This window comes from Delftia sp. WSY_16 (assembly GCF_043104415.1).
Classification (GTDB): Bacteria; Pseudomonadota; Gammaproteobacteria; order Burkholderiales; family Burkholderiaceae_C; genus Comamonas; species Comamonas tsuruhatensis.
In genome coordinates, this window is the sequence record NZ_JBICKS010000040.1 from 851691 (window position 1) to 870729 (window position 19039).

The 19039-nt window shown below is 69.4% G+C and carries 16 protein-coding genes; 8 read left to right on the top strand and 8 right to left on the bottom strand.

Features of this window, described 5'->3' with window-relative positions; genetic code table 11:
- Positions 1 to 7: 7 nt before the first annotated feature.
- The 6 genes from ACF8O7_RS23575 to ACF8O7_RS23600 form a co-directional block, all read right to left on the bottom strand.
- Positions 8 to 1783: an MFS transporter gene (locus tag ACF8O7_RS23575; protein ID WP_012206052.1), complete on the bottom strand. Its 1776-nt coding sequence runs from the start codon at positions 1781 to 1783 to the stop codon at positions 8 to 10.
- A gap of 1 nt (position 1784) precedes the next feature.
- Positions 1785 to 2333, bottom strand: coding sequence for a TetR/AcrR family transcriptional regulator (locus tag ACF8O7_RS23580; protein ID WP_016446240.1), 549 nt, complete (start codon positions 2331 to 2333; stop codon positions 1785 to 1787).
- A gap of 105 nt (positions 2334 to 2438) precedes the next feature.
- Positions 2439 to 3356 (bottom strand): pseudouridine synthase, encoded by a 918-nt coding sequence (locus tag ACF8O7_RS23585; RefSeq protein WP_392444403.1) that lies wholly within the window; start codon positions 3354 to 3356, stop codon positions 2439 to 2441.
- Positions 3357 to 3368: 12 nt separating this feature from the next.
- Positions 3369 to 3785 carry a putative toxin-antitoxin system toxin component, PIN family gene (locus ACF8O7_RS23590; protein ID WP_016451596.1) on the bottom strand — a complete coding sequence of 139 codons (417 nt, stop codon included), beginning with the start codon at positions 3783 to 3785 and terminating at the stop codon, positions 3369 to 3371.
- The gene (locus tag ACF8O7_RS23595; RefSeq protein ID WP_016451595.1) at positions 3782 to 4009 is read right to left on the bottom strand and encodes an AbrB/MazE/SpoVT family DNA-binding domain-containing protein; all 228 of its coding nucleotides are present in this window, start codon (positions 4007 to 4009) and stop codon (positions 3782 to 3784) included. Before ACF8O7_RS23595 ends, ACF8O7_RS23590 begins: the two co-directional genes overlap by 4 nt.
- A 64-nt stretch (positions 4010 to 4073) precedes the next feature.
- Complete coding sequence (locus ACF8O7_RS23600) at positions 4074 to 4829, bottom strand: GntR family transcriptional regulator (RefSeq protein ID WP_126311491.1); 756 nt, start codon at positions 4827 to 4829, stop codon at positions 4074 to 4076.
- A gap of 138 nt (positions 4830 to 4967) precedes the next feature.
- Between ACF8O7_RS23600 and ACF8O7_RS23605 the strand changes: the two genes are divergently transcribed.
- From ACF8O7_RS23605 to tsaA, 8 genes are all read left to right on the top strand, one after another.
- Positions 4968 to 5762, top strand: coding sequence for an SDR family oxidoreductase (locus tag ACF8O7_RS23605; RefSeq protein ID WP_047327423.1), 795 nt, complete (start codon positions 4968 to 4970; stop codon positions 5760 to 5762).
- Between the two features lie 68 nt (positions 5763 to 5830).
- Positions 5831 to 6763: a 3-keto-5-aminohexanoate cleavage protein gene (locus tag ACF8O7_RS23610; protein ID WP_017403843.1), complete on the top strand. Its 933-nt coding sequence runs from the start codon at positions 5831 to 5833 to the stop codon at positions 6761 to 6763.
- A gap of 46 nt (positions 6764 to 6809) precedes the next feature.
- Positions 6810 to 7688, top strand: coding sequence for an SMP-30/gluconolactonase/LRE family protein (locus ACF8O7_RS23615; RefSeq protein ID WP_017403842.1), 879 nt, complete (start codon positions 6810 to 6812; stop codon positions 7686 to 7688).
- Positions 7689 to 7809: 121 nt separating this feature from the next.
- A complete protein-coding gene (locus tag ACF8O7_RS23620) occupies positions 7810 to 9129 on the top strand; it encodes an MFS transporter (protein ID WP_126311492.1) in 1320 nt (439 codons plus the stop codon).
- A 37-nt stretch (positions 9130 to 9166) separates the two neighbouring features.
- Complete coding sequence (locus ACF8O7_RS23625; protein WP_034369055.1) at positions 9167 to 10513, top strand: MFS transporter; 1347 nt, start codon at positions 9167 to 9169, stop codon at positions 10511 to 10513.
- A gap of 147 nt (positions 10514 to 10660) precedes the next feature.
- Positions 10661 to 12919: an AsmA family protein gene (locus tag ACF8O7_RS23630; protein WP_061288138.1), complete on the top strand. Its 2259-nt coding sequence runs from the start codon at positions 10661 to 10663 to the stop codon at positions 12917 to 12919.
- A gap of 339 nt (positions 12920 to 13258) precedes the next feature.
- Complete coding sequence (locus ACF8O7_RS23635; protein WP_016446251.1) at positions 13259 to 13624, top strand: winged helix-turn-helix domain-containing protein; 366 nt, start codon at positions 13259 to 13261, stop codon at positions 13622 to 13624.
- Positions 13621 to 14115: a tRNA (N6-threonylcarbamoyladenosine(37)-N6)-methyltransferase TrmO gene (gene tsaA, locus ACF8O7_RS23640; protein ID WP_016446252.1), complete on the top strand. Its 495-nt coding sequence runs from the start codon at positions 13621 to 13623 to the stop codon at positions 14113 to 14115. Before ACF8O7_RS23635 ends, tsaA begins: the two co-directional genes overlap by 4 nt.
- 35 nt (positions 14116 to 14150) lie before the next feature.
- On the opposite strand, the gene ACF8O7_RS23645 is transcribed toward tsaA, so the two are convergent.
- The gene (locus ACF8O7_RS23645; protein WP_126311493.1) at positions 14151 to 17537 is read right to left on the bottom strand and encodes an error-prone DNA polymerase; all 3387 of its coding nucleotides are present in this window, start codon (positions 17535 to 17537) and stop codon (positions 14151 to 14153) included.
- The gene (locus tag ACF8O7_RS23650) at positions 17530 to 19038 is read right to left on the bottom strand and encodes a DNA polymerase Y family protein (protein ID WP_017403837.1); all 1509 of its coding nucleotides are present in this window, start codon (positions 19036 to 19038) and stop codon (positions 17530 to 17532) included. Before ACF8O7_RS23650 ends, ACF8O7_RS23645 begins: the two co-directional genes overlap by 8 nt.
- Position 19039: the final 1 nt, after the last annotated feature.

A 19039-nucleotide genomic window follows, 5' to 3' on the forward strand; every position in this document is an offset into this window, starting at 1 on the left:
AACGGTTTCAGGCGCGGGCGACGGGTTGGGTGGGCGGCTGGCCCGGCGCGTCCTGCGGCGCGGCGGCATCGGTGCCGCGCATGGCCGAGGCATCGGCAGCGGCGGCGCGCATGCGCTCCACGAAGGCGCGCTGGCGTGCGCGGCCGGCCAGGGCCAGCATCCACAGCAGGTAGAGCACGGCCACGCCGGCCGTGAGGGCGAACACGTCGTTGTAGGCGCGCACATTGGCCTCGCGGCGTGCCGCCTGCGCCAGCTGGGCCGTGCCCTGGGCCGCGCGCAGGGCCGGGTCGGCAATGACGCGGGCCAGGCTTTGCTGCTGCAGGCGCAGGCGGTCGGCCACGATGGGGTCGGTGGGATCGACATCGGCCACGATGGCGGCCGAATACACCTGCTCGCGGTGCATCTGGTAGGTGCTCAGCAGGGCCGAGCCCATGAGCGCGCCCATGGCCTGCGTCATGGAGATGGTGACGATGGCCGTCAGCATGTAGTGCGCGCCGAACTTCAGGCCCTGCACCACGCCGATCAGCATCAGCGGCCCCATGAACAGGCCCGCGCCCACGGCCATGAGGAACTGGCTGCCGAAGAAGTCCTCGGGCCGGGCCAGGCTGGTGCGGCTGTGGTCCAGCCAGGCCGCCAGCGCGAACAGCACGATGGAGCCCACGATCTGCTTGCCCATGTTCTCCAGCCCGAAGGTCAGCGCCGACACGGCAATGCCCGCGATGGTGCCCAGCAGGATGACGATGAACAGCGGCTGCATCTGGTCCACCGTCATGCCCAGCATGCGCTGCATGCCGATCACACCATAGGTCTGCTCGGTGGTCAGAAAGCGCAGCAGCAGCGCACCGATCACGAAGCGCACCGTGGGCGCCAGCACGAACCAGCGCGTCTGCAGCATGGGATTGCGGCGGTGGTGCTCGATGTACAGCGCCACGCTCAGCAGGACGATGGAGCCGATCAGCATCCAGGCCAGCCAGGGCGTGTCCAGCCACCAGTGGTTGTAGCCCTGCACCAGCACGGCGATCAGCAGGCCCACGCCGGGCACCATGAGGAAGAAGGTCAGGAAGTCCAGCCGCTCGAAGCTGCGGATATGCACGCCCGGCGGCAGCTTGAGCACCACCACGCCCGCGAACGAGATCAGGGCCAGGCCGGCCTCGAACAGGTAGAGGTTGTGCCACTCGCTGTTGAACAGCAGGCCCGGCGACAGGATCCAGGCCAGCGGCGTGGCGATCTGCCCCAGGCCCACGCCGATCACCAGCATCTTGAGCACATGCTTGCGCGGCGCGGCCTGCAGCATGTAGAGCGTGCCCAGCGTGCTGCAGGTGGCGCCCGCCAGGCCGCTGGCCGCGCGCAGCATGAGCAGGCTGGTGTAGCTGCCCAGCACCAGGTGCAGCAGCGTCAGCAGCGCATACAGGCCCAGGCCGATCTCGGCGAACAGCCGCATGCCGAACTGCTGGCGGAACTTGTAGACCAGCAAATTGGCCGTCATGTTGAGCATGACGTAGGCGCCGGTCAGCCAGGCGGCCTCGGAAGACGTCAGCCCCATCTGCCCCTGGATGGTGGGCAGGTTGGCCGTGAACAGTGCATTGCCCAGGCCGCCCGTCAGCGCCACCAGCACGGCGATCAGGCCATAGGCTGCGCGCACGGCCGGCTGGTGCAGCGGCATGGACGGCGAGCCCGGCAGGCTGGGCTTTTCATGCTCTTCCCAGTCCGGCGGGGGCTTGAGGTAGACGACGGGGGGCGACGGGGGCAGCACGGGCCCTGGTGGAGTGGGTGTGGTGGCCATGTCAGGCCTTCAGGCCTTGCCAGACGATCTGCAGCGCCTTGCGCGCCAGTGTGCGCCGCTGCTGCGGCGTCTCGCCGCGCAGCGAGGCGCCCAGCATGCCGAAGACCAGGGACAGCTCGGCCTGCGTCAGCGGCTGGCGGCAATGGCCACAGGCCACGGCCCGGTCCATGGCCGGCCGAAAGATCTGCCACATGGCAACGCGGGCCTGGGCGATGACCTCGTCGCCGCGCTCCACGGTGCGCCAGTAATCGGTGATGGGGGCCGAGACCGCAATGCGCTCGGCCAGGCGCGACAGCAGCTTGTAGAAGGCATCGTCGTCCTCGGCCATGGCTTCGGCCGCGCTGCGCATGCTGTCCAGCGAACGCTCCAGCAGCGCCAGCATCAGCGCACGCCGGTCAGGAAACTGCCGGTACAGCGTGGCGCGGCCGACCTCGGCGCGCTCGACCACCAGGTCCAGCGGCGCGGTCACGCCATGCTCGGAAAACACGGCATCGGCCGCGTCCAGCAGCTGGGCGCGGCGGATATCGGCACTGGGTCTTTTGGAAGTCATGCGGACAATTATCGGACAAAGTTGTCCGTTAAATGTCCGCAACCGGCCTATCCCATGGCGGGGCCAGGGGCAAAAAACCAACGGTTTCCGGCAGCGGCAAGGCCTCTACAGGTCGGTCAGCGGCAGCAGCTGGCGGCGGCTGTCAAAGCGCCGCGACTGGCCGTCCAGAGGATCGGTGAAGGCCAGGCTGCGCGCCAGCAGCTGCAGCGGGCGCGAGTAGTCGCCCTCGGGCATGTCATGCACTTCGGGATAGAAGCCGTCGCCCCACAGCGGCAGGCCCAGGGCGGCCATGTGCACGCGCAGCTGGTGGCGCTTGCCGCTTTCCGGCTCCAGCCGGTAGCGTGCCCAGCGGCCGCGCTGCTCCAGCACCTGCATGTGGGTGCGGGTGTTGGGTGTGCCGGCCACCTCGTGCATGCGAAAGAAATGGCCGCTTTCCTCCATGCGGCTTTCATGCGTGCGCGGGAAAACCACGTCCTCGCGCCAGGGGGCGACGGCCTCGTAGGTCTTGTGGATGGCGCGGTCGCGGAACAGCGCCTGGTAGATGCCGCGCGTGGCGCGCTGCACCGAAAACACCACCAGACCCGCCGTGTCGCGGTCGATGCGGTGGATGGGCGACAGCTCGGGCAGGTCGAACTCGCGCTTGAGCCTCACCAGCAGCGTCTGCTGCAGGTACTTGCCGGCCGGCACCACGGGCAGGAAATGCGGCTTGTCGGCCACCAGCAGATGCGCGTCGCGGTGGAGGACCTCGGCCTCGAAGGGAATGGGCGGCTCGGCCTGCAGCTCGCGGTAGTAGTAGTAGCGCAGGCCCGGCGCAAACGCCGTGCCTGCATGGGCGGCACGGCCGTGCTCGTCCACCACTTCTTCCTGCGCCATGCGCCGCAGCCAGTCCTCGCGCGCCGCGGCCGGCAGGCGCTCGGCCAGAAAATCGATCAGCAACCCGCCGCCCTGGCTGGGCAGCACCACGCAGCTGGGGCTGACGCCGTCGCGTATGGGAAGAACCTTGGGGTCGTGGGCGTTGTGCATGTGTTTCAGCCCTCAGAGCGCCTGCCGCGCAGCCCATTCATCGGGCGTCACGATCAGGCCGGGAAACTCGTCGCGCAGTGCCAGAAGATCGCCATCACCCGTGATGAGCGCCCGGGCCCGGCCTACATGCGCCAGCACCAGGAACACTTGGTCCTTGTCGTCCCGGCACAGCGGCAATGCAGGCCAGGGCTGCGGCAGTGTGACGACATCGGCCCAGGGCAGGAAATCCTCCAGCAAGGCCTGTTGCTCGGCCGTTGACAGCTTGAACTTCGGATAGGCGAGCACACGCAGCAGTTCGCTGGCCGTTTCCCTGCAGACCAGGGGCTGCAACTGCTGTTGCTGCCAGGCCCGGCGTATCCACGCAAGACGGCCGGACGTGAACAGCAATGCCGAGAGCACGACGTTGGTGTCCAGGACGACACGCATCATTTGCGCGCCCAGGAGGTAGCCTCCTGCACATCCTCTTCGGTGATGCCCATCTGCTGCAGCTTGTCGCGGACGGCCTGTGCGCGCTGGACACGCTGCACGTGCACGGGCGTGAGCACGATGCGGCCGTTTTCCACGGCCACCTCGAAATACTCGGTGGCCTCCACCTCGGACACCACGGCCTTGGGCAGGGTGATCTGGTTCTTCGACGTCAATTTGGCAAGCATGGCCGGCTCCTGCAAATCAGAGAAAACACGGAAATCTTACTTCCTTACTTCATTTCTCTGCGTCTCACCGGGTTTCTTCACCTGGCGAGGCTGGCCCGCTCAGTCCACTCACGCCGTTCAACCCGCTGTCCGCCGTCACCAGCACGCCCGCCGAAACGATGTAGTCGGCCGCGCTTTCGATGTCGCCGCGCAGCGCCTCCTTGGCGGAGGGCGCATCGCCGCGCCGCAGGGCCTCGACCAGGCGCGCATGGTGGCCGACCGCCACCTGTTCGCTCACGCGGCGCGAGCCCGAGCGCATGTCGTGGTTGAGGATGGGGCCTATGCGCAGCCACAGCGCCTCGATCATCTGCAGCAGCATGGGCATGCCGGCCGCGCTGTAGACGGCGAAGTGGAAATCCTTGTTGAAGGCGATGAGCCGCGCGCCGTCCGGCGAGGCGCTGGCCATCTCGGTCGCAAAGCGGTCCTGCAGTGCGGCGATGCGTTCCAGCCCGGCGGCCGGCAGTTGCCGGGCCGCCTGCTCCGTGGCCAGGCCTTCGAGGTTGACGCGGATGCGCGTGATCTCGCGGAAGGCGCTTTCCGTCATCAAGGGCACGCGCAGCGCGCGGTTGGGCGTGAGTTCCAGCGCCTGCTCGGCCACCAGCCGGTGCACGGCCTCGCGCACGGGCATGACGCTGACGCCCAGCGCGCTGGCCGTGGTGCGCAGCGAGATCTGCTCGCCCGGAATCATCTGGCCCGTGATCAGCAATTCCCTGAGCTGTGCATAGACATCGCTGCTGAGGGTCTGCCGTTTGAGTGGGGTGACTAGTTCGTTGATGGCCATGGCGGCGATGGTAGCGCGGCGCCGCCGCTGTCATGCCTCATAGGGTATTTACCATATTTGATCTGTGATCACAGATACAAAATCCAAACCCAACCCGAATCCCTTTCACCTTTGTTTGAGTTCCCAAGGAGTCCCCGCATGTGGAAAAACGATCTTCTGGCCGGCCAGCGCGTCCTGGTGACGGCGGGCGCCGCCGGAATCGGCCTGGAAATCAGCCGCGCCTTTGCCGAGGCCGGCGCGCGCGTCATGGTCTGTGACGTGGCCCAGGCCAGCCTGGATGCGCTGGCTGCCGCCCTGCCCGGCGCCAGCGGCCGTCTTGCCGATGTGTCGGATGCCTTGCAGGTGCAGGCCCTGTTCAAGGCCGTGGACAACGAGTTGGGCGGCCTGGACATCCTCGTCAACAACGCCGGGGTGGCCGGCCCCACGGGCGCGGTGGAGACGCTGGAGCTGGCCGACTGGCAGCGCACGCTGGATGTGAACATCACCGGCGCCTTCCTGTGCACGCGGCTGGCCGTGCCCCGGCTTCGGCAATCGGCACGCGAGGGCCGGCAGGCGGCCATCGTCAACCTGTCTTCGGCGGCAGGCCACCTGGGCATGCCGGGCCGCTCGGCCTATTCGGCGTCCAAGTGGGCGGTGATCGGCCTGACCAAGTCGCTGGCGCTGGAGCTGGGCGCCGACGGCATCCGGGTGAACGCCATCCTGCCGGGCGCCGTGGACGGCCCGCGCATCCGCGATGTGATTGCCGCCAAGGCGCAGGCGCGCGGCCTGCCGCTGGAAGACGTCACGCGCAGCTACACGCACCAGGCCGCGCTGGGCCGCATGGCCACGGCGCGCGACATTGCCAACATGGCCGTGTTTGCCGCCAGCCCGCTGGCCGGCCATGTCACGGGCCAGGAACTGGCCGTCGATGGCCTGACCCAGGCGCTGAGCTGAGCGCCCTCTCCTCGTCCTCCCCCCACCTCTACTCCTCTCGCCTTTTTCACCGTTCGCAAGGACCTTCCATGGCCACCCGCACCAAAGCCATCATCACCTGCGCGCCCACGGGCGCCATCCACACGCCCAGCATGTCGCCCCACCTGCCCGTGACGGCCGAGCAGATTGCGCGCGCCGCCATCGATGCCGCCGAGGCCGGCGCCGCCATCGTGCACCTGCATGCCCGCGATCCGCGCGACGGGCGCCCTTCGCAGGACCCTGAGCTGTTCCGCCCCTTTCTCAAGGCGATCCGTGCCGAGTGCGATGCCATCGTCAACATCACCACGGGCGGCAGCCCGCACATGACGGTGCCAGAGCGCATGCGGCCCGTGACCGAGTTCCAGCCCGAGCTGGCCTCGCTGAACATGGGCTCGATGAACTTCGGCCTGTTCCCCATGCTGGAGCGCTTCCCGAACCTGGAACACGCCTGGGAGCGCGAGCACCTGGAAAACAGCCGCAACCTGGTCTTCAAGAACACCTTTGCCGATATCGAAGGCATCCTGCGGCTGGGCCAGGCCCAGGGCACGCGATTCGAATTCGAGTGCTACGACATCAGCCACCTGCACAACCTGGCGCATTTCGTGGACCGGGGGCTGGTGCAGGGGCCCGTGTTCGTGCAGTCGGTGTTCGGCATCCTGGGCGGCATCGGCGGCCACCCGGAGGACCTGATGCACATGCGGCGCACGGCCGACCGCCTGCTGGGCAGCAACTACCAGTGGTCCATCCTGGGCGCCGGGCGCAACCAGCTGCCGCTGGCCACCATGGGCGCGGCCATGGGCTCGCATGTGCGCGTGGGGCTGGAAGACTCTCTGTGGATAGGCCCGGGCCAGCTGGCCACCTCCAGCGCCGAGCAGGTGCGCCGCATCCGCACCGTGCTCGAGGCCCTGAATGTCGACGTCGCCACGCCTGACGAGGCGCGCAGCATGCTGGGCCTCAAGGGTGCGGCCAACGTGGCCTTCTGAACCGCCTTCCCGGGCCAGCCCCCATGCCACAAAACAGGAGACTCCCATGCAGATCGATATCGTCGCCGACCTCAAGACCACGCTGGGCGAAGGCCCGCTGTGGGACGTCGGGCAGCAGCGCCTGTACTGGATAGACAGCTTCGACGGCCGCATCTTCCGCTGCACGGCCGACGGGCGGGAACTGCGCGCCTGGGAAGTCGGCCAGAAGATTGGCTCCATGGCACTGCGCCGCGACGGCCGCTCGGCCCTGGTGGCGCTGCACGGCGGCGTGCACACGCTGGACCTGGAAAGCGGCGAGCTGGAGCTGGTCGTCGCCCCCGAGCCCCACCTTCCCGGCAACCGGCTCAACGACGGCAAGGTGGACCGGCAGGGCCGCTTCGTCTTCGGCTCCATGGACACCCTGGAGGAGCAGCCTTCGGCACGGCTGTACCGGCTGGACACGGACCTGAGCCTGCATGTGCTGGACGAGGGCATCATCTGCTCGAACGGCCCGTGCTGGAGCCCGGACGGCACGACGCTCTATTTCTCGGACACGTGGAGCGGCGAGATCCGCGCCTACGACTACGACACGGCCACGGGCCATGCCAGCGGCCGCCGGACCTTTGCCCCGGTCGACACCAGCGGTGGCGGCGCGGCCGACGGGGCCACGGTCGATGCCGAAGGCTGCCTGTGGCAGGCCCTGGTGTACGCGGGCCAGCTGGTGCGCTACACGCCGGACGGCCGGGTGGACCGGGTGATAGAGATGCCGGTGCGCAAGGTGACCAGCGTGATGTTCGGCGGGCCCGGGCTCGACACGCTGTACGTCACCTCCATGGGCAAGCCGCCGTTGCCGCGTTTCCCGGGCGACGGCCAGTCCCGTGGCGCGCTGTTTGCCGTCAAGGGGCTGGGCGTGCGTGGCCTGCCCGAGCAGCGCTTCGGCGCCTGAGCACGGAGCCGGGCATGCAGGCCCGGAGCCTTCGCACCGCGACGCCGCCCGCCCCGCGAAGCGGCGCCTTCATCCACACAACAATGAAACGGCACCCACCGCTGGTGCCCGGGAGACCGCCATGGCCCAGGCCCCGCGCGCTTCGCTGCGCCAGATCCACCGCTATTCATGGGTATCCCTGCTGGTCTGCTGGCTGATCTGGGTTCTGAATGCCTACGACCGCGAGATCGTGCTGCGGCTGGGGCCGACTATCTCCCGGCACTTCGGCCTGTCGGCCGACGAATGGGGCACGGTGGCCACCATCGTGATGCTGGCCCTGGCCGTGCTGGACATTCCCGGCGCGATCTGGAGCGACCGCTACGGCGCGGGCTGGAAGCGCGCACGCTTTCAGGTGCCCCTGGTGCTGGGCTATACGGCGCTGTCGTTCGCCTCGGGCTTCAAGGCGCTGAGCGGCAGCCTGGCGGGCTTCGTGGCGCTGCGCGTCGGCGTCAACCTGGGCGCCGGCTGGGGCGAGCCCGTGGGCGTGAGCAACACCGCCGAGTGGTGGCCGGTGGAGCGGCGCGGCTTCGCGCTGGGCGCCCACCACACGGGCTATCCGGTGGGCGCCATGCTCAGCGGCCTGGTCGCCGGCTTTGTGCTGTACGCCTTCGGCGAGGAGAACTGGCGCTATGTGTTCTTTGTCGCGCTGGTCGTCGCCATCCCGCTGATGTGGTTCTGGGCGCGCTACTCCACGCCGCAGAAGATGGAACTGCTGTATGCCGACATCGCCGCCCGGGGCATGACCCCGCCGCAGGCCAGCGTGGCGGCGCAGGTGGAAAAAGGCCAGGCCTGGCGCACCCTGCGCAGCACGCTGGCCAACCGCAGCATCGCCCTGACGGCTGGAAACACCCTGCTCACGCAGGTGGTCTACATGGGCATCAACGTGGTGCTGCCCGCCTACCTCTACAACATCATGGGCCTGTCGCTGGCCGAATCGGCAGGCATGAGCGTGGTGTTCACGCTCACCGGCATCCTGGGCCAGCTGGTCTGGCCGGCTCTGTCGGACGTGATCGGGCGCCGCGTCACCCTGGTGATCTGCGGCCTGTGGATGGCCGCCAGCGTGGGCGCCTTCTACTTCGCCGACACCATGGCCCTGGTCGTGGTGATGCAGCTGCTGTTCGGCCTGGTCGCCAATGCGGTCTGGCCCATCTACTACGCGGTGGCCTCGGACTGCGCCCAGCCTGCGGCCACCTCCACGGCCAACGGAATCATCACCACCGCCATGTTCGTGGGCGGCGGCATCGCGCCCGTGCTGATGGGCAGCCTGATCTCCCTGGGCGGCGGCTGGACCAGCCCCGGCGGCTATGCCCTGTGCTTCGTGGTCATGACCGGCTGCGCGCTGGGCGGCGTGGCCCTGCAGCTGGGCACGCGCGGCAACGCCGCCTCCACCGCCACCGCCTGACTCCGCTTTCATCCACCCATCTTTCCAAGGATTTGCCATGGTCCATCACCCATCACCCGCCCCTGTTCACGCGCCGCCCGCACGGCCGCAGCCGGCCGCCGGCGACAGGCAGTCGCTGCTCAACGCCCGCATCTTCCGCAGGCTGATGCCGCTGCTGGTGCTGTCCTATGTGATCAGCTTCATAGACCGCACCAATATCGCGCTGGCCAAGTCGCACATCGAGGTGGACCTGGGCATCTCGGCGGCCGCCTACGGCCTGGGCGCGGGGCTGTTCTTCCTGAGCTACGCCCTGCTGGAAGTGCCCAGCAACCTGATCATGCACAGGGTGGGCGCGCGGTTCTGGATCACCCGCATCATGGTGACCTGGGGCCTGCTGTCGGCCGGCATGGCCTTCATCACCGGAGAGACCTCGTTCTACGTGATGCGCGTGCTGCTGGGCGCGGCCGAGGCGGGGCTGTTCCCCGGCGTGATGCTGTACCTGACCTACTGGTTCGGCCGCGAGGAACGGGCCCGCGCCATCGGCTACTTCCTGCTGGGCGTGTGCATTGCCAACATCCTCAGCGGCCCCGTGGGCGGCGCGCTGCTGCAGATGGACGGTTTCCTGGGCTGGCACGGCTGGCAATGGATGTTCGTGATCGAGGGCCTGCCCGCCGTGGCCCTGGCCTGGGTGGTCTGGAAGAAGCTGCCCGACGGCCCGGCCAGCGCGCCCTGGCTGACGGCCGCCGAATCGCGCGAGGTACTGCAACGCCTGCAGGCCGAGCAGGACCAGCAGGCCAGCGCCGGCCAGGTGGGCCACTCGCTCCGGGACTGCCTGCGCGACCGCCAGATCTGGCTGGCCATCCTTGTCTACTTCTGCCACCAGATCAGCATCTACACGGTGATCTTCTTCCTGCCCGGCATCATCGGCACCTACGGCCAGCTCTCGCCGCTGCAGATCGGCACGCTCAACTCCGTGCCCTGGATCGCAGCGGCCATCGGTGCGGCCTGGCTGCCGCGCTTTGCCACCCACCCGCAGCGCTGCCGGCGCATGCTGCTGGCGGGCCTGGGCACCATGGCTGCAGGCCTGCTGCTGGCGGCGCTGGCGGGCAAGGCCTCGCCCGCGCTGGGGCTGCTGGGCTTCAGCCTCACGGCGCTGATGTTCTTCGTGGTGCAGTCCGTCGTCTTCCTGTTCCCGGCCTCGCGGCTGGCGGGCGCGGGGCTGGCGGGCGGCATTGCCCTGGTCAATACCTGCGGACTGGTGGGCGGCTTCATCGGCCCCACCGTGATGGGGATGATCGAACAGGCCACGGGCAGCACGCGCAACGGCCTGTTCATCATGGCGGGCCTGCTGGTGGTGGCCGCCCTGGCATCCACCCGGCTGCGCCAGGGCCAGGAGACACGGTGATGACAGCGCTTTTGCCGCGGCAGGCCGCGCTGTAGGCCAATCTCCTGTATGCGGGCCTGCCGGCTGCCCGCCAGCGCGTCCCGGACCTTGGCAAGCGGTTTTGCGGCGCTAGGATGGACCGAACTCCATTTAGCGGCCCCCTGCGCCATGACCGACACAGCGACCGACAGCTCCCCCACGCCGGCATCCAAGCCCACACCCCGCCCGCCGCGCCGCCGCTGGCTGCGCATCCTCGTGTGGATGGTCTCGGCACTGGTGCTGCTGCTGGCGCTGGTCGTGGTCCTGATTGCCACCTATGACTGGAACCGCGCCAGGCCCTGGATCAATGAGCGGGTCAGTGAAAGCACCGGCCGGCATTTCGCGATTGAAGGCGACCTGCGGGTGCAATGGAACTGGCCCCAGCCGCTGGACCAGGGCTGGCGTCACTGGATTCCTGGCGTCACCGTCCAGGCCGAGCAGCTGACGCTGGGCCAGCCCGAAGGCTGGCAGGTGGAGCAGGAGCCGGCCAAGGGCAGTGGCGAGCTGCCTGCCCTGCCTGCGCCGCCCGACCAGTTGAACAAGGGCCGCCTGCCCGAGGAGAAAGCCAAGGAACAGCCCACGGTAAAGGCGAAGGACAAGGACAAGGACTCGCAGGCCAGCCCTTCCGCGCCCAGTATCGACAGCGACAGCATCGTCCTGGCCGACGAAAAAATGGCCCCTCCCCCGCGCGACGCCGCCACCATGGCCACGGCAGCCCGCGCCACGGCCAGCCTGCGGCTGTGGCCGCTGCTGGGCCGGCACGTGCTGCTGGACCATCTGCAGCTCGAAGGGCCTGACCTGGTCTTTGCACGGCGCAAGGACGGCAGCAACAACTGGACTTTCAAGCGCCCCGAGTCCACCGGTCCGCGCTGGCGCTTCCAAGTGACGCAATTGAGCCTGCGCGGCGGCCTGGTGGGCTGGAGCGATGGCGTGCGCCAGATGGCGGTGCGCGCACGCCTGGACAGCCTTGTACGGCCGCCCAGTCCAGACTTTCCGTATGGCATGCGCGTCGGCCTGACCGGCCGCATCGCCAAGGCCACGGTCGAGGCCCAGGGCCTCATCGGCCCCGTGCTGGACCTGCAAAGCGAGCAGGCACGCTTTCCGGTCAAGCTGTGGGCCCATGCGGGCAGCCTGCGCGCACGGGCCGAGGGCATTCTCGACAATCCCAGGGCACTCAAGGGCATGGACCTGCAGGTGCACCTGCGCGGCTCCAGCATGGCCGACCTGTTCCCACTGACCGGCCTGCTGCTGCCGCGTACACCGCCCTTCGACACCAACGGCCATCTGGTCGGCAGCCTGCAGCCCGGCCGCGCCGAGTGGGACTACGAAAACTTCGAGGGCCGCGTGGGCCAGAGCGATCTGCGCGGCTCGCTGCATTACGCATCCGGCAAGCCCCGGCCCAAGCTCAGCGGCGAGCTGGCATCGCGCAAGCTGCGCCTGGCCGACCTGGGGCCGGTGGTAGGAGCACCGTCCACCAGGCAGGACCAGAAAAGCCGGCAGGCGGCCAGCGGCAAGACCCTGCCCACGCAGCGCTTCGACACGAGCAAGTGGAATGCCATGGATATGGATGTGCACTTCCAGAGTGACCGCATCGAGCGTCCCCAGGCCCTGCCCATCGAGAACTTCAGCGTACATGCCGTCATGGACAACGGTGTGCTGCGCCTGGCGCCGCTGCGCTTCGGCATGGCCAAGGGCAAGCTGGACCTGCAGGCCATGGTGGACAGCGGCGCCAAGCCGCCCAAGGCCAACCTCCAGGGCAAGGTCCAGGGGCTGCAGCTGTCGGCCCTGTTCCCCGAGATCGAATTGATGAAGAAAAGCCTGGGCAGCATGGATGGCGCCATCGCCCTGGAGGGCCGAGGCCAGTCCATGGCCGAATGGCTGGGCACCAGCTCCGGCGACATGCGCCTGTATGTGCGCGACGGGCGCTTCAGCAAGCAACTGCTGGACCTGGCCGCGCTCAACCTGGGCAGCGTGGTGGTGACCAAGCTGTTCGGTGCCGACAAGGAAGTCCAGCTCAACTGCGCCGTGGCCGACCTGTCCGTGCAGAACGGCCTGGCACGCACGCGCAACGTCAAGTTGGCGACGCCGGAGGCGATCGTGGAGGCCACAGGCCAGATCAGCCTGGCGCAGGAGACCATGGATCTGCACATCAAGCCCGAATCGCTGAAGTGGAAGTTCTTCTCGCTGCGCACGCCCCTGTATGTGCGCGGCAGCTTCGCCAACCCCAAGGTGGGCGTGGAGCCCGGCCCGCTGCTGCTGCGTGCGGGCGCGGCCGTGGCCGCCGCCGTGGTGGCGCCCGCCGCCCTGGCCCTGGTGCCGCTGACGGTGCCGGCTGCCGAGGAAGATGCGCAATGCCAGCGCCTGCTGGCAGACGCCGGCAAGAAGTAGGAAGGCCTGCCCGGCCTTCACCTGCAGCGCACCCTGGGAACGCCACGAACGGCCGTCCCCAGGCGCTGGCCAGCAAGACCATGATCACCGCGCGCCTATGTGAGCCGGGGCTTGGGCCAGCGTGCAGTCTGGCAAGAGTGGCAACGCCGACCGTGCGAGCCATCAGTACCATGAGGGCCACAGCCGTTGCGAACGGCGGCGGCGCACAGTGCATATGACCCGCCCCGCTGTAGCAGGCCATGCATTGCGTATTTCCCCTTAGCCCCATCGCGGCGCAGACCGTTGATTTCGCTTAACCTTCGCCGTTAACCCGCTTTTGCCGTGCCCAGCCCTTCTCCCATGTCCTCCAAAGTCCAGTTCCGCCTGCGCGTATACAACGACAGCACCATTGCCATCGGACCCGGCAAGGTGCAGTTGCTCGAATCCATCGCCGAGGCGGGCTCCATCTCGGCCGCAGCCCGCTCGCTGGGCATGTCGTACCGGCGCGCCTGGGTGCTCGTGGACGAGATGAACCGCGCGCTGCAGACGCCGGCCGTCAACACCAGCGCAGGCGGCGCCCATGGCGGCGGCGCCTCGCTCACGGCCACGGGCGAGGCCATCGTCAGGCATTACCGCTCCATAGAAACCACGTCGCGCATGGCGGCTGCGGCCGATATCGCAGCGCTGACGCGCCTGCTCAATCCCCAGGGCACCGCCAGCGCATGAGCGATGCCGCCGCGCAAGCCATAGGCTGCCGCCCCATCGGCCATGTGCGCAGCCGCTTCACCGATCCGGTGGGCATGCCCATACAGACGGCAGGCGCGGCCGACGAGGCAGGCCGCGTGGAGCTGCTGCCCGAGTTCGAGGCCGGGCTGCGCGACATCGAAGGCTTTGACTACCTGATCCTCATCACCCACCTGCACCAGGCCGTGGAAAAGCTGGAAGTCGTGCCCTTCATGGACGACCGCAGCCACGGCGTGTTCGCCACACGCGCCCCGGCGCGGCCCAACCGGCTGGGCCTGTCCATCGTGCGCCTGGTGCGGCGCGAAGGACTGCTGCTGCATTTCCTGGGCAACGACATGCTCGACGGCACGCCCGTGCTCGACATCAAGCCCTACGTGCCCAGGCTGGACGTGCGCCAGACCGAGCGCATAGGCTGGTTCGGCAAGCGTATCGACCAGATGCCCGACATCCGCGCCGACGCCCGCATGGCCTGAGCCTGCTTCGGCAGCCGCAGCAACGGCAACAGCCCTCAGTGGAAATTGCGGCTCGCCACGCCGGCGCCGCCCAGGCGGCCCAGCCAGCGGCTCATGTCGCGGGCGCGGTGCACGATGAGATGGCGCACGGCGGGCACCTCCTGGCTGGCCTGCTCTGCAGGCACTGACTCGCCGCAGTCCTTGCCGCCGCCCCAGTCCGAGCTGCTTTGCCAGATGCCCTCGACCGCCAGCAGCCGCGCGCCCAGCAAGGGCTCGCCCCAGCGCGTGACGGTATCGGGCCAGACCACCAGGTTGACCGTGCCCGTCTCGTCCTCCAGCGTGATGAAGACCGTGCCCTTGGCCGTGGGCGGGCGCTGGCGCACGGTGACGATGCCGCAGGCCCGCACGCGCATGCCCGCCAGCGTGTCGCGCAGCTCCAGCGCCGTGCGCAGCCCGTGGCGGCGCAGGCGGTCACGCAGCAGGGCCAGCGGATGGCGGCGCAGGCTCAGGCCCGTGGCCGCGTAGTCGAACAGGATTTCCTCGCCCTCGGGCCCGGCGGCCAGTTGCACGGGCGCCTCGTGCACGGGCACGCCCGCGAACAGCGGGGGCTGCACCTGCAGGGCCGCGGCATCCCACATCTGCTGGCGGCGGTGGCCTGACAGGCCCTGCAGCGCATCGGCCGCCGCCAGGGCCTGCAGCTCGGCGCGCTGCAGCCGGGCGCGCAGGGCCAGGTCCTCGGTGCTCCTGAACGGCGCCTGCGCGCGGACCTGGGCCACGCGCTCGCCGGAAGTCTTGGGCAACTGCGCCACCATGCACAGACCCAGGCGCACGGCCGGCTGCGGCAGCTCGACGCCGGCAATGCGCTCGTGCGGCGCCTCCAGCGTGCAGTCCCAGTCGCTGTGGCGCACATCGACGGGCAGCACGCGCACGCCGTGGCGGCGCGCATCCTGGATCAGTTGCGAGGGGGTGTAGAAGCCCATGGGCTGGGCATTGAGCAAGGCCATGAGGAAACAGGCCGGCTCATGGCGCTTGAGCCAGGCGCTGGCATAGGCCAGCATGGCAAAGCTGTAGGCATGGCTTTCTGGGAAGCCGTATTCGCCGAAGCCCAGCATCTGGCGGAAGATGGCCTGGGCAAATTCGGCGCTGTAGCCGTTGGCCAGCATGCCGTCTATCAACGGACGCTCGAAGCGGTGCACGCCGCCCTTGCGCCGCCAGGCCGCCATGGAGCGGCGCAGCTCGTCGGCATCACCCGCCGAGAAGTTCGCCGCGATCATGGCGATCTGCATCACCTGCTCCTGAAAAATGGGCACGCCCAGCGTGCGCTTGAGCGCCTTCTCGAGCGCAGGCTTTTCCAGAACCAGCTCGCCGCCCTGCCGCCGACGCTCGCGCGCCTGAAGATAGGGATGGACCATGCCGCCCTGTATGGGGCCGGGCCGCACGATGGCGACCTCGACCACCAGGTCGTAGAACTCGCGCGGCTGCAGCCGGGGCAGCATGCTCATCTGCGCCCGGCTCTCGATCTGGAAGGTGCCCACGGTGTCGGCGCGGCAGATCATGTCGTAGGTGGCCGGGTCGTCCTTGGGGATGTCGGCCAGCTCCCAGCGCGGGCCGCGCAGCGCGGCGCGCGCGTGCAGGCTGCCGCGCAGCACGGTGAGCATGCCCAGGGCCAGCACATCGACCTTGAGCAGCTTCATGGTGTCCAGATCGTCCTTGTCCCACTGGATGACCGAGCGGCCCTCCATGGCGGCCGGCTCCACGGGCACCAGCCGCGTCAGCGGCCCGTCGGTCAGCACAAATCCGCCCACATGCTGGCTCAGGTGGCGCGGGCTGTCGCGCAGCTGCAAGGCCAGCTCCAGCCACAGCCGCGCACGCTGGGGCGACAGTTGCGGGCAGTCGTCGCCCAGCCGCTCGCGCAGCCGGGCCAGGCGCAGCAGCTTGGAGCGCACCCAGCCCAGGGCGGGGTCATCGGGTTCGGGCTCCGGCTCGGCCGCCTGGTCCTCGGCATCGCTGAACCAGTGGTGCTGCCGGGCCATGGCGTCGATCAGCACCGCATCCACGCCCAGGGCCTTGCCCGCGTCGCGCAGTGCGCCACGCGTGCGCCAGCAGCTGACCACGGCCGTCAGCGCCGCACGGCCGCGGCCGTATTTTTCGTAGATGTACTGGATGACGGTCTCGCGCCGCGCGTGCTCGAAGTCCACGTCGATATCTGGGGGCTCGCTGCGCTCGCGGCTGATGAAGCGCGCCATCAGCAGCGTGGTCTTGTTCGGGTCCACGGCCGTGATGCCCAGGCAATAGCAGACGGCCGAGTTCGCGGCCGAACCGCGCCCCTGGCACAGGATGCCTTCGCTGCGCGCATAGCGCACGATGTCGTGCACGGTGAGAAAGTACATCTCGTAGCGGCATTCGGCGATCAGCTCCAGCTCATCCTTCAACTGCTTGGCGACCGATTCGGGAATGCCTTGCGGATAGCGCCCCGCCGCTCCCTGCCAGGTATGCCAGGCCAGGGTCTGGCGCGCGTCCATGCCGGGAAGCACGCTTTCCTGCGGATAGTGGTAGCTGATCTCACTGAGCTTGAAATCGCAGCGCGCGGCAATCTGCAAGGTTGCATCCAGCATGGCGCGCGGATAGATGCCGCCCAGCCGCAAGCGTGAGCGCAGATGGCGCTCGGCATTGGGATGCAGCTCGAAGCCGCATTCGGCCACCGTGCAGCCCAGGCGCAGCGCCGTCACCAGGTCCTGCAGCGGCTTGCGCGAGCGCGCATGCATGTGCACGTCGCCGCATGCCACGCAGGACAGGCCCATTAACCCTGCCACGTCCTGCAGGCTTTGCAGCCACAGGCTGTCGTCGGGCGCCAGCAGCAGCTCCACGCCCAGCCAGCAGCCCGGCCCCAGCTGCGCCACGGCGGCCTGCACGGCCTGGGCGATGGCGGGCACATCGCCGGCTGGAAGCAGCGCACGCTGTGGCAGGACGATGCATTCGCAGCCTTCATGCAGCAGATGCCAGGGGCTGTCGGTATCGACCAGGTACTGGCCCTTTTCGGCACGGGCGCGCGCTGCGCTGATGAACTCGCAGAGGTTGCCCCAGCCGTTCAGATCGCGCGCCAGCGCCACCACGCGCAGCGGCCCCCAGGCGAATTCGCTGCCATGGATCAGGGCCATCTCGCAGTCGCGCGCGGCCTCGAAGGCCCGCACGGCGCCGGCCACCGAGCATTCGTCGGTCAGGGCCAGCGCCTGGTAGCCCAGGGCCTTGGCGCGCTGCACCAGTTGGGCCGGCGAAGAGGCGCCGCGCAGAAAGCTGAAGTTCGACAGGCAGTGCAGCTCCGCATAGCCGGGCAGGCCCGGGCCCGATGCCATGCCGGACACCGGCCCGGTGGCCTGGGGCGGGGGCTGCAGCCGCTGCAGCTGCGGGGGCGGCGGCTCCAGCAGGATGTCCTGTTCAGCCATAGATGCCTTGCGCAAACCAGGCGGCGGGCGACAGCAGGGCCGGCATGCCTGGCAGCCGCTCCGATGCAGGCGCGCGCTCGCGGTAGATCCAGACATGGCCGACAGCCGCGTTGCTGGCCACGAAATAGTCACGCACGGCCAGCGCCGCATCGGCCTGCGGCTCTCCCCACCAGCCGGCCTCCAGCCGATAGGGGCCGGCCAGCAATTGCAGCGGCCCCTGCCAGCAGGGGCGGCTGCCCTGCAGGAGCAGCGGCTGGGGCGGATCAAGCAGCCAGGGCGGCAGCAGGCCCTGCCAGGGGTTGGCCGCCTTGCGCGCGTGCGCGGGCCGCCGCGGTGCCTGCGGGGTCTGCAAGGCCTCGCAGGCCGGGGTCCAGCGCTGCATGGCCTCGGGCCGGTGGTCCGATTGCAGCTGCGCCACCCGCACGCCCTGCGCGCCACGGCGGGCCGAGACGCGCTCCACCCATTCATGCCAGGCCATGCCGCTGGCCGCGCCTGCCCCATCTGCCGCGCCTGCCGCCTCGCCCAGCGGCGCCGGACCGGGCGCGGCCGGTGGCAGGCAACTGCCGGCATCGGCCGCGAAAGGCGCGGTGTCCAGCGCCACCAGCTCCAGCATGTCCGCAGGCGCGCGCCAGGGCGTGCGGGCCAGGCGTTCGCGCAGCAGGCGCTCCATGTGCTCCAGCGCCTGGGCGGGCCGGGCCGTGCGGATGTCCAGCGCTTCCCAGGCCGGCAGTTGCGTGCCGTCCACGCGCCGCAGATCGTGGTGCCAGCGCAGTTGCAGGCCCAGCACGCCCTGGTGGCGGGCCTGCAGCCAGGCCTGCAGCGCACGCAGCAGGGGCCGGGCGGCCTGCAGCAGGGCCTGGGCGTCGCTGGCCGGATAGCCCAGGTCGGCGCGCAATGCAAAGTGTTCGGGCAGCTCCAGCCAGTCCAGCGCATGGGGGCTGCTGCCATAGGCCTGGTCCAGCGCCAGCAAGGCCGGCAGCCCGATGCGCCGCGCCAGGCCCGCGCGCGGCAGGGCGCGCAGCTCGCCCCAGCGGCGGCAGCCCATGCGCTCCAGGGCCGGCGCATGGGGTTCGAGCGCGGGCAGGGTCCAGATCGGCAGGTCATCGGCAGGCGGCCAGGGCTGGCGCGAATCCGTGCCCTGCATGCGCCAGCGCAGCCGGGCCAGCGCCTGCCAGGCCGTGGCGGCCCGGGCCCAGACCGGCATCTGCGGGCTGCCTGCCTGCCCTGTGTCAGGCTGCTGTTCACGCAGAGCGCGCAGCAGGCCCAGCAGCATGGACTGGCGGCCGCCCCACAGGCGCTCCACGCTGCCCACCTCCATCAGCGCCACGGCCTGCCCTGCGCCCTGCCAGACGGCCACGCGCGGCGTCCAGCGCAGGGCCCACCAGGCCTGCTGCGCGCAGGCACTGCCTTTGCCATCACTGTCGCCGTTGCCCTGGCCATCGCCCTGCGCGGCATGCAGCGGCCAGGCAATCCAGTGCAGTGCTTGATTCGGCTGTGCCATG

Excerpts from the sequence above, each read along its gene's own strand:
- ACF8O7_RS23575 (WP_012206052.1), bottom strand. The coding sequence starts at position 1,783 with ATGGCCACCACACCCACTCCACCAGGGCCCGTGCTGCCCCCGTCGCCC.
- ACF8O7_RS23580 (WP_016446240.1), bottom strand. The coding sequence starts at position 2,333 with ATGACTTCCAAAAGACCCAGTGCCGATATCCGCCGCGCCCAGCTGCTG.
- ACF8O7_RS23585 (WP_392444403.1), bottom strand. The coding sequence starts at position 3,356 with ATGCACAACGCCCACGACCCCAAGGTTCTTCCCATACGCGACGGCGTC.
- ACF8O7_RS23590 (WP_016451596.1), bottom strand. The coding sequence starts at position 3,785 with ATGATGCGTGTCGTCCTGGACACCAACGTCGTGCTCTCGGCATTGCTG.
- ACF8O7_RS23595 (WP_016451595.1), bottom strand. The coding sequence starts at position 4,009 with ATGCTTGCCAAATTGACGTCGAAGAACCAGATCACCCTGCCCAAGGCC.
- ACF8O7_RS23600 (WP_126311491.1), bottom strand. The coding sequence starts at position 4,829 with ATGGCCATCAACGAACTAGTCACCCCACTCAAACGGCAGACCCTCAGC.
- ACF8O7_RS23605 (WP_047327423.1), top strand. The coding sequence starts at position 4,968 with ATGTGGAAAAACGATCTTCTGGCCGGCCAGCGCGTCCTGGTGACGGCG.
- ACF8O7_RS23610 (WP_017403843.1), top strand. The coding sequence starts at position 5,831 with ATGGCCACCCGCACCAAAGCCATCATCACCTGCGCGCCCACGGGCGCC.
- ACF8O7_RS23615 (WP_017403842.1), top strand. The coding sequence starts at position 6,810 with ATGCAGATCGATATCGTCGCCGACCTCAAGACCACGCTGGGCGAAGGC.
- ACF8O7_RS23620 (WP_126311492.1), top strand. The coding sequence starts at position 7,810 with ATGGCCCAGGCCCCGCGCGCTTCGCTGCGCCAGATCCACCGCTATTCA.
- ACF8O7_RS23625 (WP_034369055.1), top strand. The coding sequence starts at position 9,167 with ATGGTCCATCACCCATCACCCGCCCCTGTTCACGCGCCGCCCGCACGG.
- ACF8O7_RS23630 (WP_061288138.1), top strand. The coding sequence starts at position 10,661 with ATGACCGACACAGCGACCGACAGCTCCCCCACGCCGGCATCCAAGCCC.
- ACF8O7_RS23635 (WP_016446251.1), top strand. The coding sequence starts at position 13,259 with ATGTCCTCCAAAGTCCAGTTCCGCCTGCGCGTATACAACGACAGCACC.
- tsaA (WP_016446252.1), top strand. The coding sequence starts at position 13,621 with ATGAGCGATGCCGCCGCGCAAGCCATAGGCTGCCGCCCCATCGGCCAT.
- ACF8O7_RS23645 (WP_126311493.1), bottom strand. The coding sequence starts at position 17,537 with ATGGCTGAACAGGACATCCTGCTGGAGCCGCCGCCCCCGCAGCTGCAG.
- ACF8O7_RS23650 (WP_017403837.1), bottom strand. The coding sequence starts at position 19,038 with ATGGCACAGCCGAATCAAGCACTGCACTGGATTGCCTGGCCGCTGCAT.